Genomic DNA, 16350 nt, shown 5'->3' with positions numbered 1-16350 from the left:
TTGGGACAAAGGGGGTGATTGGGACAAAGTGATGGTCACTCGGCCGCCGCCTTGGCCTTGCCGCCGCGCTCTGGGACAACGCCTTCAAGCGCCGCGATCAGCCTGGCGTGGATGGTGGCGGTGCGTGCCGGGTTGTCGATCTTCTGCCCCGTAAGGTCGGTGACATAGAAAGTGTCGATCACCTTCTCGCCGAAGGTGGTGATGTGAGCCGAGGCGATGTCGAGCGAGAGATCGGACAACGCACTGGTGATTTCCGACAACAGCCCAGGCCGGTCCAGTCCCTCGACCTCGATCACCGAAAACCGGTTCGACAGCGTGTTGCGGATTTCGGCGCGCGGCGGAATCTTGAACACCTTGGCGCCGCGCCGCGGCCGGGTGCGCTTCTCGATCATCTCCGGCAGCCAGCTCTTGCCCGACAGCACGTCCTCGATCAGCCGGCCGACGCGCTCGGCGCGACGGCGCTCATCCTCATCGCGGTCGAATTCCCGTGAGATCAGGATGATGTCCAGCGCGCGGCCGTCGGACGTGGTGAAGATCTGCGCGTCGACGATGTTGCCGCCGGCGCCGGCACAGGCGCCGGCAATAACCGAAAGCAGGCGCGGATGGTCCTGCGCCAGCACGGTGATCTCGGTCACCGCCTCGAATAGGTGAGTCCTGACCACGGTGGCGAGCTTCTTGCCTGCCGCGTCGGCTTCGCGAATGAATTCGGCATGGCGCAGCTGATCGGGGAGGTCGACCGTCAGCAGATAGTTCTCGTAATGCAGGCCGACATAGCGCTTGCGGGCCTTGTCCGGCCAATCGGCCAGCGCCTCGGCCAGCCGCTCGCGCGCCGCCGCCGTCCGCTTGGCGCGCGACACTTCCGAGAAGCCGCCGGTCAAAAGCAGTTCGGTCTCGTAGTAGAGCGTGCGCAGGAGCTGGCCCTTCCAGCCGTTCCACACGCCCGGCCCGACACCCCTGATGTCGCAGACGGTCAGGATCAACAGCATTTTTAGCCGCTCAACCGATTGCACGATCGAGGCGAAATCCTCGATCGTCTTGCGGTCGTTGAGGTCGCGCGTCTGCGCCGTCATCGACATCACCAGATGGTTCTCGACCAGCCAGGCGACTGTCTCGGTGTCGGCCGCCGACAGCCCCATATGCGGGCAGATGCGGCGCGCGATCCGGGCGCCGGCCTCTGAGTGATCCTCCGGCCGGCCCTTGGCGATGTCGTGCAGCAGCACCGCGACATAGAGCGCCTCGCGGCTCTTCTCTAGCCCCGGCATCAGCGTGTGCGAGAGCGGATGCACCTTTTCGCCGTCGCCGCGCTCGATCTCGGCCAAGACGCCGATGCAGCGGATCAGGTGCTCGTCCACCGTATAGTGGTGGTACATCGAGAACTGCATCATGGCGACTATTCTGCCGAAATCGGGGATCAGCCTGCCGAGCAGGCCGGCCTCGTTCATGCGCCGCAAATTAAGCTCGGCATTGCGGTCCGAGGTCAGGATGTCGAGGAACAGCCGGTTGGCCTCCTCGTCGCGCCGCAGCGACTTGTTGACCAGACCGAGCGAGCGGGTGAGCAGCTTCAGCGCATCGGGATGGAACTCCAGCCCGTGCTTGTCGGCGAACCAGAACAGCCTGAGCAGATTGACCGGGTCGCGCTCGAACACGCTGTCGTCGGCGACGTTGATGCGGTGATTGTCGACAATGAAGTCCGACGTGCCTGCCAGCTTGCGCTTGCGGCGCTGGAAGGTGAGGAAGATGCGGTTGAAGCCGGGCACATGCTTGGCCTGCTCTTCCTCGAGCGCGGCGCAGAAGATGCGGGTGAGGTCGCCGACATCCTTGGCGACGAGGAAGTAATGCTTCATGAAGCGCTCGACCGCCGACAGACCGGGATGGGTGGTGTAGCCCAGCCGTTCGGCGATCTCGCGCTGGATATCGAAATGCAGCCGTTCCTCTGGCTTGCCGGTGAGGAAATGCATGTGGCAGCGCACCGCCCACAGGAAGTCTTCGGCCTTCTGGAATTCGCGGTACTCGGCCTCGGTGAAGACACCTTTCTCGACCAATTCCTCGCCGGTGCGCACGCGATAGAAGTATTTGGCGATCCAGAACAGCGTCTGCAAATCGCGCAGGCCGCCCTTGCCGTCCTTGACGTTGGGCTCGACCAGATAGCGGCTTTCGCCGGCCTTGGCATGGCGATCGTCGCGTTCGGCGAGCTTGGCCTGCACATATTCCGGTCCGGTGGTGCGCACCACTTCATGGTCGAAGCGAGCGAGCAATTCGTCGAAGAGCTTCTGTTCGCCCCACAGGAACCGCGCTTCCAGGATCGTGGTGCGGATGGTGATATCGCTGCGCGACAGCCTGAGACACTCGTCGATGTTGCGGGTGGCGTGGCCAACCTTCAACCCGAGGTCCCACAGCATATAGAGCATATATTCGACGATCTGTTCGCCCCACGGCGTCTGCTTGTAGGGCAGCAGGAACAACAGGTCGATGTCGGAGCCCGGCGCCAGCGTGCCGCGGCCATAGCCGCCGACGGCGACGACCGCCATGCGCTCTGCGGTCGAGGGGCTTTTCACCCGGTAGACGTGGGTCGCGGCGAACTCGTAGAGGGCGCGGATGATCTCGTCCATCAGATGCGACAGCCGGGCGGCGCAGGCCGTGCCGCTGCCATCGTCCATCAGCATGCGCTCGGCAACCTTGCGGCCCTCGGTCAGCCGATCCTTCAGCAGCCGGAGCGCACCGACGCGCGCGCCGGGCTCGATGCCGCTGGCCGCCGAGATCAGCGCCGTCATGTCGCGGCGCAAAGCCTCGCTGTCGATCAGCGCGTCGAGCTTGAGGGAGATTTTTGCCATGGATTGCCGGTGGGCCTCGCCTTTGCGCGGCGTCTATAGCGCGTTTTCACGGCGCTGTGTATGGGGCGGACGGACGCGTCGGCCGCGATACCAGAAAGGGATGATCATCTCGCGCCGGAGCCGGAAGAGATCGGCGATCTGCCGCGTCAACCGCCTGGTCTCGATCCTTACCTTGGCGGTGATTGGCCTGGGGCGCCGTTTACCTATCCCGCTTGCCACCCATTCCTCTGTTCGCTCCTGCTTGAGCAGGCTTGGCAATCTCACCGGACTGTCGCCGAGGAATTGTGCCTGCAGGCACAATGCTGGGACGAGTTGGTAAATGACCTTGTCGGACGAGGTAGCAAAACGCGGATTGAAGATGAGGTGATCGACGGGAATGCTGATCTCATTCGTTGCCGCAAGAAGGTCCCGCGCGGCCTGTCTGGACAGGATGTATCCCGCCGTACCGATATGGAGCCCGTGCAGTCTGCTCGCAGAAAAACCGTGGCCGCAGGCAACTTGCTTGCGTGAAATTACGGTCCGGTTGAAGAACGTTTCCAACTTGACGATGTCCGCATCGGCGGGAATCCAGCCCGCATCGGCAAGCAAAGCGCCGGCTTTGTCCGGGAAAACGACATCGTCCTCGAAAATCGCCGCGTAAGCATCCTCACCTGCAGCGATCGTCGACCAACACTGTTGGTGGCTGAGCAGGCAGGCAATCTCGGCGTCGGCCAGGCGCAAATGCTTCTTGCCCTGCGGCATTTCGGCCAGATCCGGCCGATCTCGCGCATCGATGGCGGCGACCCGCTCGAAGGCGATGCCGATGCGCGCGAACTCCGCCGTTACATGGGCGAGGCGATCGCGGGACCGATCGAGATTGATAATCAGGCATTTCATTTGGGTGGGATCGATGCAGTGGGACGCGCGTCCATAGCATGGGAACAAAGTTGCGTAAGCGATTTTCCCTCGATGTGCGCGATGACGGCCACGATCGAAAAGTGGAAATCGCCCCTTGACCTTCCAGTTACTGGAAGCACTACCTCCTCACCCAGACAGATATAAGGCACTTTTCGATGGCGCATTCCGAGCATCACCACCACGCGCACGCGGCCGATGGCAGCTGTTGTGCGGCAAAGGCTGCTGAGCCGGCCGCCGAAGCCGTGGTGCGCGATCCGGTCTGCGGCATGAGCGTCGATCCGGCCGCGGGCAAGCCGACGGCCGAGCATGGCGGCCGTCTCTTTCACTTCTGCAGCGAGGGTTGCCGTACGAAATTCGTCGCCGGGCCCGAAAAATACCTGACCGCCACCGACCCCGTCTGTGGCATGAGTGTCGACCGCGCTACCGCCAGGCATTTTTTCCGCCACGAAGGCCAGGGTTTCTATTTCTGCTCGGCCGGCTGCCGGGCGAAGTTCGAGGCCGAGCCGCAAAACTATCTCGGCGATAGGCCGACGCCGTCGCCAGTGCCGAAAGGCACTCAATACACCTGCCCGATGCACCCCGAAGTGATAAGAGACAAGCCCGGCTCCTGCCCGATCTGCGGCATGGCGCTTGAGCCGATGGGCGTTCCCACTGGCGATGAGGGCCCGAACCCCGAACTGGTAGACTTCACCAGACGGTTCTGGGTCAGTGCGATGCTGTCCGTGCCGCTGCTGATCGTTGCCATGGCGCCGATGCTCGGCCTGACGTTCCAGGCGTTTGTCGACGAGCGCACGATGGTCTGGCTGGAATTGGCGCTGGCCAGCCCGGTGGTGCTGTGGGCGGCCTTCCCCTTCTTCCACCGCGGCTGGGAGTCGCTGGTCAACCGCAGCCCCAACATGTGGACGCTGATTTCGCTGGGTGTGGGTGCGGCCTACCTCTACAGCGTCGTCGCCGCACTGTTTCCGGACATCTTTCCGCATCAGTTCCGTGGCCATGGCGGCACCGTCCCGGTCTATTTCGAGGCAGCTTCCGTCATCGTCGCGCTGGTATTCCTCGGTCAGGTGCTCGAATTGCGGGCGCGCGAAAAGACCGGCTCGGCCATCCGTGCGCTGCTCGACCTGGCGCCGAAGACGGCACGGCTGATCGGGGAGGACGGCTCCGACACCGACGTGCCGCTCGTTGCGGTCAAGACCGGCGACCACCTACGCCTCCGTCCGGGCGACGCCGTGCCGGTCGACGGCACTGTAACGGAAGGCCGTTCCTCCATCGACGAATCGATGATCTCGGGCGAGCCGCTGCCGGTCGAAAAAACGAAAGGCGATGCCTTGACCGGCGGCACGCTCAACAAGAACGGTTCGCTGATCATGCGCGCCGAAAAGGTCGGCTCCGAAACGACGCTTTCGCGCATCGTCGAGCTGGTCGCAAAGGCGCAGCGTTCGCGCGCGCCGATTCAAGGTTTAGCCGATCGCGTCTCCTTCTACTTCGTGCCGGCCGTCGTGCTGGTCGCGCTCATGGCCTTTGCCGCCTGGGCGATCTTCGGTCCCGAACCCAGCTTGATCTTTGCCATCGTCTCGGCGGTCTCGGTGCTGATCATCGCCTGCCCCTGCGCGCTCGGCCTGGCGACGCCGATGTCGATTATGACTGCCACCGGGCGCGGGGCGCACGCGGGCGTGCTGATCAAGGACGCGGCCGCGCTCGAGCGCTTCGCTTCGGTCGACACGTTGATCGTCGACAAGACCGGCACCTTGACCGAAGGCAAGCCTCGCTTGACCGATGTCGTCGCTGCCGAAGGCCTGTCTGAGAATGAATTGCTGGCGCTCGCCGCCGGCCTGGAAAAAGGCTCGGAGCATCCGCTGGCCGAGGCCATTGTCGGCGGCGCCGGCGAACGCGGCCTGACGCTCGTTGAGGCCGGCGGCTTCGACGCCGTCACCGGCAAGGGCGTATCCGGCACGGTGTCTGGCAGGAAGGTTTCGCTCGGCAACGCCGCCATGATGGCCGATGTCGGCATCGACACCGCTTCCCTGTCGGCCAGGGCCGAGGCGCTGCAGGCAGAAGGCAAGACGGCGATGTTCGTTGCGGTGGACAAAAAACTGGCCGGCATTGTCGCGGTCGCCGATCCGGTCAAGGCAACGACAGCCGAGGCGATCAGGGCGCTGCACGACAGAGGCTTGCGGATCATCATGGCGACCGGCGACAATGAATGCACGGCGCGCGCCATCGCCAAAAGCCTTGGCATTGACGAGGTGCGCGCCGGCCTGCTGCCGGAACAAAAGGCAGCCCTTGTCGAGGAGTTGCGTGCGAAAGGTGCCGGCGTAGCCATGGCCGGCGACGGCGTCAACGATGCGCCGGCCCTGGCCAGCGCCGATGTCGGCATCGCCATGGGCACCGGCGCCGATGTCGCTGTCGAGAGCGCCGGCATTACGCTGGTCAAGGGCGATCTCAACGGCATCGTCAGGGCCCGAACGCTCGCCCAGGGGACGATCCGCAACATCCGCCAGAATCTGTTTTTCGCCTTCCTCTACAATGTGCTTGGCGTGCCGGTTGCCGCCGGCGTGCTCTATCCGCTCACCGGCACGCTTTTGTCGCCGATGCTGGCGGCGGCGGCCATGAGCCTGTCTTCGGTTTCGGTCATCGCCAACGCATTGCGGCTGCGGACGTTGAAACTCTGAGCAAAGCCCCCAGATACGAATATCAATCAACAGGAGATCATGGATGACCTTGGCTAAGAAGATCGTGCTTTTGATGATGGCGGCGGGAATGCTGCTTGCCGTTTTCCTCGAAAGCGTCCCGGCGCAATCCGAAGAGATGAAACACGACATGGGCGCGATGGGCGCGCAAGGTCCTTCGACCGACGGCTACAAGGCGGCGATGGACAAGATGCACACCGACATGATGATCGAATATTCCGGCAATGCCGATGTCGATTTCGTGCGCGGCATGATCCCGCATCATCGGGGCGCGATCGACATGGCCAAGGTGGAACTCGCCAATGGCAAGGATCCCGAAATCCGCAAGCTGGCCGAAGATGTCATCGCCGCGCAGGAAGCCGAGATCGCCAAGATGCAGGCCTGGCTCGCCGCCCATCCGGCGAAGTAAGGCAGCAACGGCCATGCCGGAGAGATTCATTCTGGATTTCTCTCCGTGCTTGTGATGCCATTCGCATCGATTACACGGCGCCAGGAGCCCACATGCCATCGACGATAAGAGCCACCACACTGCCTTCGGGCGAGGCCGTCCAGGTGCTGGGACAGGGCACATGGAAGATGGGCGAGGATTCCCGCCGCCGCGCCGGCGAGGTCAATGCCCTGAAGCTCGGGCTGGACCTCGGCATCACGTTGATCGACACCGCTGAAATGTATGCCAGCGGCGGCGCCGAGGAGGTGGTAGCGGAAGCCATTGCCGGGCGCCGCGACGAACTCTTTCTTGTCTCCAAGGTATTGCCGTCCAATGCCTCGCGCGCCGGCGTGGCGCGGGCCTGCGAAAACAGCTTGAAGCGCCTGCGCACCGACCGCATCGATCTCTATCTCCTGCACTGGCCGGGCAGTGTGCCTCTATCTGAAACCGTCGAGGCTTTCGAGGCGCTGAAGGAGGCCGGCAAGATACGCCACTGGGGTGTCAGCAATTTCGACACCGACGAAATGGAGGAGCTGACCGGCCTGTCGTCTGGCAATCATGTCCAGACCAACCAGGTGCTCTACAATCTGTCGCGGCGCGGCCCCGAATTCGATCTCGCACCGTGGAGCCGGCAGCGCGGCATCCCGCTGATGGCCTATTCGCCGGTCGAGCAGGGCGCGCTGGCGCGCAATTCCAGGCTGGAAACCATCGCCGCCCGCCACAACGCCACGGCAGCACAGATCGCGCTTGCCTGGGTGATGGCGCAGCCCGGTGTCATCGCCATCCCGAAGGCGAGCAGCCAGGAGCATGTCCGCCAGAATGTTGCCGCGCTCGACATCGAGCTGACGGCCGAAGACCTCGCCGAACTCGACCGCGCCTTTCCACCGCCGACGCGCAAGCGCGGGCTGGAGATGATCTAGATTGGAACGGGTTTCGACCGGGTATCATCATACGGCGTATAGAGTCGGAGCCATGACGGTCACGTCGCTGCGCGACGGTTACGTCGACATGCCAATCAGGCGGCTGCGCCAGCCCGGAGACCGGACATTCGGTGACAACCTGCCCTCGCATGTACCGCTCGTCGACGGTGCGCTCAGGCTGTCGGTCAACGCCTTCGCCATCGATGACGGCGACGACATCACGCTGATCGACACAGGGGCTTCGAACGCCTGGCACCCGACAATGGGGCACCTGCCCGAGGCGCTGCGCGAGGCGAAGATCGCCACCGACCGGATTCGGACTGTTGCTTTCACCCACACCCATCTCGACCATATACACGGGCTCATCCTTGCCGATGGTGACGACGGCTTCCCGCAGCTCTCTCGCCTGCTTGTCCCGCGCGCTGAGCTCGGCATGTTTCGCGACGTGGCGAGGCTGGAACGCTTCCACGATCGCGCCCAGCCTCTCGATGCTGGACAGCGCGTCAGCGCTGACATCGATACGATCGGCTCCGCTGGCCATGAAGCCGGCCACACTTGCTTTCGCGTTGTGAGCGCAGGCGAAACACTGTTGATCTGGGGCGACATCGTACATGTGCCGTCGCTTCAATTCGATCGACCCGAGATCACGTGGGAATTCGACGCAGACCAGCAGCAGGCGAGGGCAAGCCGGTTGCAAATGCTGGCGCTTGCGGCCAACAACGACTGCTACGTTGCCGGCGCGCATCTTGATTCGCCCGGCGTCGGCCGGGTTTTTCGAACCGAGACGGCTTTCCGCTTCGAGCCCTTGTAGCACTCTAGCCGAGCGCCGCCCGCGCCCGTCGCAACGCGCGGGAAAACACTGCCGTGTCGTCGAAGGCGCGTGCCAGCGTGAGCGCGCCCTGGATGGCGCCGACCGCTTCTTCGGCGAGTTCGTCCGCCCTGTCAGCGCTGTGCCCGCTTCGGGTCAGCGCTTCGGCAAGATGCGCCACCCAGCGGCCGAAGTAGCTTCTGATCGCGATGGCGAAGAGGTCGCGGGATTCGTCCAGCGCGAAGGCGCCGATCAGGCACACCTGGCGGCCCGACCGGAAATAGCTCTCGGTCGCTTCGAACATCCGGTCGATGCCCGTACGAGGGTCGGCCCTGTCCTGCAACGGCACGAAGACATTCTCCTCGAACCAGCCATCTATATGGGCAATGACAGCCGCCGCCATCTCTTCCTTGCCGCCGGGGAAGAAGTGGTAAAGGCTGCCTTTGCCTAGGCCGGTCGCCGCACCGATCCGCGCCAGGCTCGCCCCTTCATAGCCGTGTTCGCGGAAAACCTCGCCGATGATGGAGAGCAAATCGGCGCGATCGGGCGCGATCCTGCGCATGCGCTAGTTTTTCCGCTTGAGCATGATCTTTGCCGAAAACCGCGACACAGCTCTAGGGATCATATTCTAAAGTCCGAGTTCGGACAGGCCGGGATGGTCGTCCGGCCGGCGGCCGAGCGGCCAGTGATATTTGCGCTCACCCTCGGCGATCGGCAGGTCGTTGATGCTGGCGACGCGCCTACGCATCAGTCCATCCGCGTCGAATTCCCAATTCTCGTTGCCGTAGGAGCGGAACCAGTGGCCGCTGTCGTCGCGCCATTCATAGGCAAAGCGCACCGCGATGCGGTTGTCGTTCCAGGTCCAGACCTCCTTGATCAGCCGGTAGTCCAGCTCGCGCGCCCATTTGCGCGTGAGGAAGGAGACGATCTCATTTCTGCCCGAGACGAACTCGGCGCGGTTGCGCCAGGTGCTGTCTTGCGTATAGGCGAGCGAAACCCGTTCGGGATCGCGGCTGTTCCAGGCGTCTTCGGCCATGCGCGCCTTCTGCGCGGCGGTCTCGGCGGTGAAGGGCGGCAGCGGCGGACGGCTCATGTCATTCTCCCATCGGCAAAGGCGATGGCGAGCATTGTACCAATCGGTACAATTGGTCAAGGCCGAAATCGGGCTAGGTTTTCCCCGCCAGCCCCTTCAGCCGGTAGAGCGCTTCCAGCGCCTCGCGCGGCGTCATCTCGTCTGGATTGATCTCACCCAGCGCTGCGCCCAATGCGTCGCTCTTCGCAGGCTTTGCCGCTTCCCGCTTCATTGCCACCGAAAACAGCGGCAGATCGTCGACCAGTCGGTTGGCCTTGCCGGAGACATCGCCTTCCTCGAGCTGATGCAGCACCTCTTTGGCGCGGCCGACCACCGCTTCCGGCAGACCGGCAAGTCGAGCGACCTGAACGCCATAGGAGCGATCGGCGGCACCCTTGCCGACCTCGTGCAGGAAGACGACGTCGCCTTCCCATTCCTTGACCCGCATGGTGACGTTGGAAAGGCGCGGCAGTTTGCCGGACAGCGCCGTCATCTCGTGGAAATGGGTGGCAAAGATCGCCCGGCAGCGGTTCTTCTCGTGCAGGTACTCGACCGCCGCCCAGGCGATCGACAGGCCATCGAAAGTGGCGGTGCCGCGGCCGATTTCGTCGAGGATCACCAGCGCCCGCTCACCGGCCTGGTTGAGGATCGCCGCCGTCTCGACCATCTCGACCATAAAGGTGGAGCGGCCACGCGCCAGATCGTCCGAGGCGCCGACGCGCGAGAACAACCGGTCGACGACGCCGATATGGGCCGATGTCGCCGGCACGAAGGAACCGGTTTGGGCGAGGATGGCGATCAGTGCGTTTTGCCGCAGGAAGGTCGACTTACCGCCCATATTCGGACCGGTGAGCAGCCAGATCGCGCCGGCCTTGGCCCCGTCTTGCGGCGACAGATCGCAATCATTGGCGACGAACGGCCCTTCGCCCGAACGCCGCAGCGCCTGTTCCACCACAGGATGGCGCCCGCCCGAAATGTCGAAGGCAAGGCTGGAATCGACCAGCGGCCGGCACCAGGCTTCGCTCTCCGACAACAGCGCGAGCGCCGCCGACACGTCGAGCACGGCGAGCGCATCGGCGCCGGCGCGGATCTTCTGCGCCTCGCCGACCGCCTCAGCCGTCAGCGTATCGAAAGCGGCAAGCTCGATGCTCAGCGCCCGGTCGGCGGCATTGGCGATCTTGGTCTCGAGTTCGGCAAGTTCGGTCGTGGTGAAACGCATGGCATTGGCCATGGTCTGGCGGTGGATGAAGCGCGCCTTGGCGCCGTCGCTTCCGGTCATGATTGAATGGTGGTTGGCCGTCACCTCGATGTAATAGCCCAGCACATTGTTGTGCCGGATTTTCAGCGAGCGGATGCCGGTCTCCTCGATCAGCGAGCGCTCCAGTCCGGCGATCACCTTGCGCGATTCGTCGCGCAGCGCCCGCATTTCGTCGAGTTCGGCATGGTAGCCGCCGCGCACGAAGCCGCCGTCGCGCCTCAGCAGCGGCAGTTCCTCGCCAAGAGCCTGGGTCAGATGCTCGGCCAGCGCGCGCGGCAGCGCCTTTATCGCGGCAAGTGCCGCGGTCAGCTCAGCGGGCAGGACGGTCGTTCCGAACAGTTCGGCAATGGTGGCCGCCGCTTCGAAGCCGGCACGCAGCGCGCCGAGGTCGCGCGGGCCGCCGCGGTTGAGCGCCAACCGCGACAGCGCTCGCGGCATGTCGGCGACGCTCTTCAGGCTTGACCGCACCGCCTGGCAGAGCCGCGTCTCGGCGCGGAAGAACGATACCGAATCAAGCCGGGCGGCAATCGCCGCCGGATCGGTCAGCGGCGCCATCAGCCGGTCGGCGAGCAGCCTGGCGCCGCCGCCGGTGACCGTGCGGTCTATAGCCTTGAACAGCGAGCCGTCGCGGCTGCCCGACAGCGTGCGCAACAGTTCCAGATTGCCGCGTGTCGCAGGATCGATGAACAGCGTCGAGCCCTGCTCCTCGCGTTCGGGACGCGACAAAGGCGGCCGCTCGGCCTTCTGCGTCTTTTCGACGTAGGCGATGGCGCCCGAGATCGCCGACAATTCGGCGCGCGAGAAGGCACCGAAACTGTCAGGCGTCGCCACTTCGAAGAAGCGCGCGATCCGCCCCGCTGCCGAAGCCGAATCGAAAAGCGACGGCGGCTGCGGGCTGGCGACGCGGCCGATGACGTCGAACACCGGCTTCAGCTCGGGATCGTAAAACACCGGCTCGGCGACGATCAGCTCGCGCGGGTCGACGCGGAAGACATCGGCCAGCAGGCGGTCGGCCGTGGTTTCGGCGACGCGGAAGACGCCGGTCGAGATCTCGATCCAGGCCATGGCGAAGGCGTCACCGCTGTTGCCGCCCTTCACCCGCCCTAGCGCCATCAGGAAGCTCGATTCCGACGGCGCCAGCAATTTATCCTCGGTGATGGTGCCGGGCGTCACCAGCCGCACGACGTCGCGGCGCACCACCGATTTGCCGCCGCGCTTCCTGGCTTCCGCCGGGTCCTCGATCTGCTCGCAGACGGCAACGCGAAAACCTTGGCCGATCAGCTTTTGCAGATATTCGTCGGCCGCATGCACCGGCACGCCGCACATCGGAATGTCGTTACCCTGGTGCTTGCCGCGCTTGGTCAGGACGATGCCCAGCGCCTTGCTCGCCTTTTCGGCGTCGTCGAAGAACAGCTCGTAGAAATCGCCCATGCGGTAGAACAGCAGAGAATCCGGGTTCGCCGCCTTGATCTCGATATATTGCTCCATCATCGGCGTGACGCTGCCGACGGGCGCAGGCGGTGTCACCTCGGGGGCGTCGGTTTCTGCTGAAGTGTGCATGTTCATGCCCGCACGCTAGCAGATGTGGGTGCGGGGTTTAATGCCGGCGGCCCGAAAAGCAGGGGACGACCGGCCTCGACGGCGGCTTGTGCTCCCTCTACGCCGGGTGAAGCCGTTGGTTGCTTCGGGCGCCAACCAGACCCTATGATCGCCATGGCGGGGATAAGCGGCATGGATCAGGACAAACAGGAGGCGTTCGAAGAGCTGGTCGGTCCGGCTGGATCGGCGCTTGAGCGCCTGCTGCTGTTGGCGGCGCGGCGCGTCCACCGCACCAAAAGCAAGCTTAGGGGGACAGTGCGCAAGCGCGTCCCCTTCCTCCTGCCGACACGGGGACCGCTGTCCGATCTCGATAGCGGCATCGAGATGTCGCTGCATGTGCTCAGCCGCGACCCGCTGGTGCTCTATGTCCCGATTGGCGGAGCCCGTCCGCTCTATCCGCTGGCGGCCCTTGGCCGGCGCCTGGCGGGACGGCGCGTCACCTTCCTGACGATGCAGACCTGGACCATGGAGCGGCCGGCTGTCATCGCCCGGATGGGCCGCGATCTCGCCTGGTATGCCGGCCGGTTTCCGCTGCACGAAATCATCTTCCTGTGCAACACCGAGGAAGAGCGCCGTCTCGTCGCGGCTGCGGGCGGCAATGCCATCTTCTCCAACCACAATCTGATGGTGTCGGAGGATATATTCCGGCCGCTGCCGGACGTGCCGGTCGAATTCGACGCGGTCTACAATGGCCGCATCTCGCCGATCAAACGCCATCACCTGGCCTTCGACATAGAGCGGCTGGCCCACATCACCTATTCGATCGGCGAATTGCCGCCGGTTGCCGCCCGCGCCTTTGTTCGGCGACTGCAGGCGCGTTCGCCGCTCCACCAGATCGCCAATCCGCTCGTCGACGGCTGGCCGGGCAAGCTGACGGCGCAACAGGTCAACCACGTCTACAACCAGGCCGCCGTCGGGCTGTGCCTGTCGGCCGTGGAAGGAGCGATGTACTCCTCGATGGAATATCTGATGGCCGGCCTGCCGATCGTCAGTACGCCGAGCCTTGGCGGTCGCGACGTCTATTTCGATCCGGATTATTGCATCGTCGCCGATCCGGAACCGGCTGCCATTCGCCGCGCCGTCGAGACGCTGCGAGATCGTGCCATACCGCGTCAGCACATCCGCCGCCGCACGCTGGAGAAGGTTCACGCCCAGCGCATCGAACTCATGGCGTTCCTGACTGCATTGCTGCGGCGCAAGGGAAGCCGTGCGCCACCCATCGAGACGTGGCCTTTCCCCGGCACAGACGGCATGATGCGACGGGGAACGGTGCGCGAAATCGCTGCCTTCGTCAGCGAGCCAGAGCCGACGTGACGCCATCCGACCCTCGGGAGATTTCGCTGCGGGCGTGAAGATTGCTTGGCGATTTACAGCGGTGGCGTGTAGCCTTGATTCAGAGGTTTCAAAAACACGCACCCGTCTCAAGGGGGCGACACCGGCGAGGAAATCAAAAGCATCATGGCCAAGAAAACCGAAAACAGCGGCCCCTCCGTCAGCGCCGAGGAGGCGCTGGAATTCCACGCCATGGGCCGCCCCGGCAAGCTGGAGATCGTCGCCACCAAGCCGATGGCGACGCAGCGCGATCTGAGCCTCGCCTATTCGCCGGGTGTCGCGGTTCCTGTGCTGGCCATCGCCGAAGACCCCAGCCGCGCCTTCGACTACACGACGCGCGGCAACATGGTCGCCGTCATCTCCAACGGCACCGCCATTCTCGGCCTCGGCAATCTCGGCGCGTTGGCCTCCAAGCCGGTGATGGAAGGCAAGGCGGTGCTGTTCAAGCGCTTCGCCGATGTCGATTCCATCGATCTCGAGGTCGACACCGAGGATGCCGACGAATTCATCAATTGCGTGCGCTTTCTCGGCCCGTCCTTCGGCGGCATCAACCTGGAAGACATCAAGGCGCCGGAATGCTTCATCATCGAGCAGCGCCTGCGTGAATTGATGGACATCCCGGTCTTCCATGACGACCAGCACGGCACCGCCATCATCTCGGCCGCCGGGCTGATCAACGCGCTGGAGATCACCGGCCGCGACATGAAGACCACGAAAATGGTCTGCAACGGCGCCGGCGCCGCCGGCATCGCCTGCATCGAACTGATGAAGGCGATGGGCTTTGCCCCCGAGAACATAATCCTGTGCGACACCAAGGGCGTCGTCTACCAGGGCCGCACCGAAGGCATGAACCAGTGGAAGTCGGCGCATGCGGTCAAGACCGACACGCGCAGCCTGGCCGAGGCGCTGGACGGCGCCGACGTCTTCCTCGGCCTGTCGGCCAAGGGCGCATTGACCACCAAGATGGTGCAGTCGATGGCCAAGAACCCGATCATCTTCGCCATGGCCAATCCCGACCCGGAGATCACGCCGGAGGAAGTGGCCGAAATCCGCACCGACGCCATCATGGCCACCGGGCGTTCCGACTACCCCAACCAGGTCAACAATGTGCTGGGCTTCCCCTACATCTTCCGCGGTGCGCTGGATGTCAGGGCCACCACCATCAATGACGACATGAAGATCGCCGCAGCGAGAGCGCTGGCCGACCTGGCGCGCAAGGACGTGCCCGACGATGTCGCCGCCGCCTATCAGGGCAACCGGCCGAAATTCGGCCCGAACTACATCATCCCGGTGCCGTTCGATCCGCGCCTGATCTCGGCCATCCCGCTCGCTGTGGCCAAGGCGGCGATGGAGTCAGGCGTCGCCCGCAAGCCGATCCTCGACCTCGACCGCTACGCGCAGGAACTGTCGGCCCGCCGCGACCCGATCGCCTCGACCTTGCAGCGCATCTACGACCGCGTCCGCCGCCAGCCCAAGCGCATCGTCTTTGCCGAGGGCGAGGAAGAACAGGTGATGCGCGCCGCCGTCTCCTATGTGAACCAGAAGCTCGGCACCGCGATCCTGCTCGGCCGCGACGATGTCATCAAGGAAAACGCCAGGCACGCCGGCATCGACCTCAACAAGCAAGGCATCGAGATCATCAATGCCAGGCTGTCGCGCCGCAACGGCATCTATACCGATTATCTCTACGAGCGCATGCAGCGCAAAGGCTTCCTGTTCCGCGACTGCCAGCGGCTGATCAACAACGACCGCAACCATTTCGCCGCCTGCATGGTGGCGCTGGGCGATGCCGACGGCATCGTCACCGGCGTCACCCGCAACTATTCCACGGCGCTCGACGATATCCGCCGCGTCATCGACGCCAAGCCCGGACACCGCGTCATCGGCGTCTCCATCGTGCTCGCGCGGGGCAAAACAGTCCTCGTCGCCGATACCGCCGTGCACGACATGCCCAATGCCGAGCAGATCGCCGATATCGCCGAGGAGGCCGCGGGCTTCGCCCGCCGCATGGGCTACGAGCCGCGGCTCGCCATGCTTGCCTATTCGACCTTCGGCCACCCGCAGGGCGAACGTTCCGAGCGGGTGCAGGAAGCGGTGCGTATCCTGGACAAACGCCGGGTCGATTTCGAATATGACGGCGAAATGGCCGCCGACGTCGCGCTCAATGCCCGCGCCATGGCGCAATATCCGTTCATCCGGCTGACCGGCCCTGCCAATGTGCTGATCATGCCGGCGTTCCACTCGGCCTCGATCTCGACCAAGATGCTGCAGGAACTCGGCGGCTCCACCGTCATCGGCCCGCTGCTGGTCGGCTTGAACAAACCGGTCCAGATCGTCTCGCTCAACGCCAAGGATTCGGACATCGTCAACATGGCTGCGATCGCGGCCTATAGCGCGGGAGCCTGATTGGCGGCAAAATAGCCAACCCATAAGAGATTGATAATATTCGGCTGCTATAGGGAACGTTCTCGCCCCCTATGGCCTTATGGCATTGGCGGCGCGCTCAGACCGCCAAAACG

At 64.2% G+C, this 16350-nt stretch carries 11 protein-coding genes; 6 read left to right on the top strand and 5 right to left on the bottom strand.

The genetic code is table 11. The features are described 5' to 3' along the window. Nucleotides 1-35 precede the first annotated feature (35 nt). Nucleotides 36-2831 (bottom strand): [protein-PII] uridylyltransferase, encoded by a 2796-nt coding sequence (locus NLY33_RS02575; RefSeq protein ID WP_023703551.1) that lies wholly within the window; start codon nucleotides 2829-2831, stop codon nucleotides 36-38. A 33-nt stretch (nucleotides 2832-2864) separates the two neighbouring features. After that, the gene (locus tag NLY33_RS02570) at nucleotides 2865-3707 is read right to left on the bottom strand and encodes a glycosyltransferase family 25 protein (protein ID WP_023690024.1); all 843 of its coding nucleotides are present in this window, start codon (nucleotides 3705-3707) and stop codon (nucleotides 2865-2867) included. 176 nt (nucleotides 3708-3883) lie between these two features. On the opposite strand from NLY33_RS02570, the gene NLY33_RS02565 reads away from it, so the two are divergent. From NLY33_RS02565 to NLY33_RS02550, 4 genes are all read left to right on the top strand, one after another. After that, entirely contained in the window at nucleotides 3884-6397 is a 2514-nt protein-coding gene (locus NLY33_RS02565; protein WP_023708203.1) for a heavy metal translocating P-type ATPase, read from the top strand. Nucleotides 6398-6440: 43 nt separating this feature from the next. Continuing rightward, on the top strand, nucleotides 6441-6824 hold the full coding sequence (gene copM, locus NLY33_RS02560; RefSeq protein ID WP_023685134.1) for a CopM family metallochaperone: 384 nt from the start codon (nucleotides 6441-6443) through the stop codon (nucleotides 6822-6824). Between the two features lie 92 nt (nucleotides 6825-6916). Beyond that, the gene (locus tag NLY33_RS02555; protein WP_023685133.1) at nucleotides 6917-7762 is read left to right on the top strand and encodes an aldo/keto reductase; all 846 of its coding nucleotides are present in this window, start codon (nucleotides 6917-6919) and stop codon (nucleotides 7760-7762) included. A 52-nt stretch (nucleotides 7763-7814) separates the two neighbouring features. Next, on the top strand, nucleotides 7815-8573 hold the full coding sequence (locus NLY33_RS02550) for an MBL fold metallo-hydrolase (protein WP_245261098.1): 759 nt from the start codon (nucleotides 7815-7817) through the stop codon (nucleotides 8571-8573). A 4-nt stretch (nucleotides 8574-8577) separates the two neighbouring features. On the opposite strand, the gene NLY33_RS02545 is transcribed toward NLY33_RS02550, so the two are convergent. The 3 genes from NLY33_RS02545 to mutS all read right to left on the bottom strand — a co-directional run bounded on the left by NLY33_RS02545 (nucleotide 8578) and on the right by mutS (nucleotide 12466). Further along, entirely contained in the window at nucleotides 8578-9132 is a 555-nt protein-coding gene (locus NLY33_RS02545) for a TetR/AcrR family transcriptional regulator (RefSeq protein ID WP_023703548.1), read from the bottom strand. A 66-nt stretch (nucleotides 9133-9198) separates the two neighbouring features. Further along, complete coding sequence (locus NLY33_RS02540; RefSeq protein ID WP_023703547.1) at nucleotides 9199-9663, bottom strand: nuclear transport factor 2 family protein; 465 nt, start codon at nucleotides 9661-9663, stop codon at nucleotides 9199-9201. 73 nt (nucleotides 9664-9736) lie between these two features. Beyond that, on the bottom strand, nucleotides 9737-12466 hold the full coding sequence (mutS, locus tag NLY33_RS02535) for a DNA mismatch repair protein MutS (RefSeq protein ID WP_023708202.1): 2730 nt from the start codon (nucleotides 12464-12466) through the stop codon (nucleotides 9737-9739). 165 nt (nucleotides 12467-12631) lie between these two features. On the opposite strand from mutS, the gene NLY33_RS02530 reads away from it, so the two are divergent. Together NLY33_RS02530 and NLY33_RS02525 are read left to right on the top strand one after the other, a co-directional pair. Then, nucleotides 12632-13813: a glycosyltransferase family protein gene (locus NLY33_RS02530; RefSeq protein WP_031200463.1), complete on the top strand. Its 1182-nt coding sequence runs from the start codon at nucleotides 12632-12634 to the stop codon at nucleotides 13811-13813. Between the two features lie 144 nt (nucleotides 13814-13957). Then, nucleotides 13958-16237 carry an NADP-dependent malic enzyme gene (locus tag NLY33_RS02525; protein WP_023685127.1) on the top strand — a complete coding sequence of 760 codons (2280 nt, stop codon included), beginning with the start codon at nucleotides 13958-13960 and terminating at the stop codon, nucleotides 16235-16237. Nucleotides 16238-16350 lie beyond the last annotated feature (113 nt).

Source organism: Mesorhizobium sp. C432A (assembly GCF_030323145.1).
GTDB lineage: Bacteria > Pseudomonadota > Alphaproteobacteria > Rhizobiales > Rhizobiaceae > Mesorhizobium.
This window is presented reverse-complemented; position numbering and strand designations above follow the sequence as displayed.

Coding starts and splice junctions, on each gene's coding strand:
- NLY33_RS02575 (WP_023703551.1), bottom strand. CDS start 2,831: ATGGCAAAAATCTCCCTCAAGCTCGACGCGCTGATCGACAGCGAGGCT.
- NLY33_RS02545 (WP_023703548.1), bottom strand. CDS start 9,132: ATGCGCAGGATCGCGCCCGATCGCGCCGATTTGCTCTCCATCATCGGC.
- NLY33_RS02555 (WP_023685133.1), top strand. CDS start 6,917: ATGCCATCGACGATAAGAGCCACCACACTGCCTTCGGGCGAGGCCGTC.
- NLY33_RS02550 (WP_245261098.1), top strand. CDS start 7,815: ATGACGGTCACGTCGCTGCGCGACGGTTACGTCGACATGCCAATCAGG.
- NLY33_RS02525 (WP_023685127.1), top strand. CDS start 13,958: ATGGCCAAGAAAACCGAAAACAGCGGCCCCTCCGTCAGCGCCGAGGAG.
- NLY33_RS02565 (WP_023708203.1), top strand. CDS start 3,884: ATGGCGCATTCCGAGCATCACCACCACGCGCACGCGGCCGATGGCAGC.
- copM (WP_023685134.1), top strand. CDS start 6,441: ATGACCTTGGCTAAGAAGATCGTGCTTTTGATGATGGCGGCGGGAATG.
- NLY33_RS02570 (WP_023690024.1), bottom strand. CDS start 3,707: ATGAAATGCCTGATTATCAATCTCGATCGGTCCCGCGATCGCCTCGCC.
- mutS (WP_023708202.1), bottom strand. CDS start 12,466: ATGAACATGCACACTTCAGCAGAAACCGACGCCCCCGAGGTGACACCG.
- NLY33_RS02530 (WP_031200463.1), top strand. CDS start 12,632: ATGGATCAGGACAAACAGGAGGCGTTCGAAGAGCTGGTCGGTCCGGCT.
- NLY33_RS02540 (WP_023703547.1), bottom strand. CDS start 9,663: ATGAGCCGTCCGCCGCTGCCGCCCTTCACCGCCGAGACCGCCGCGCAG.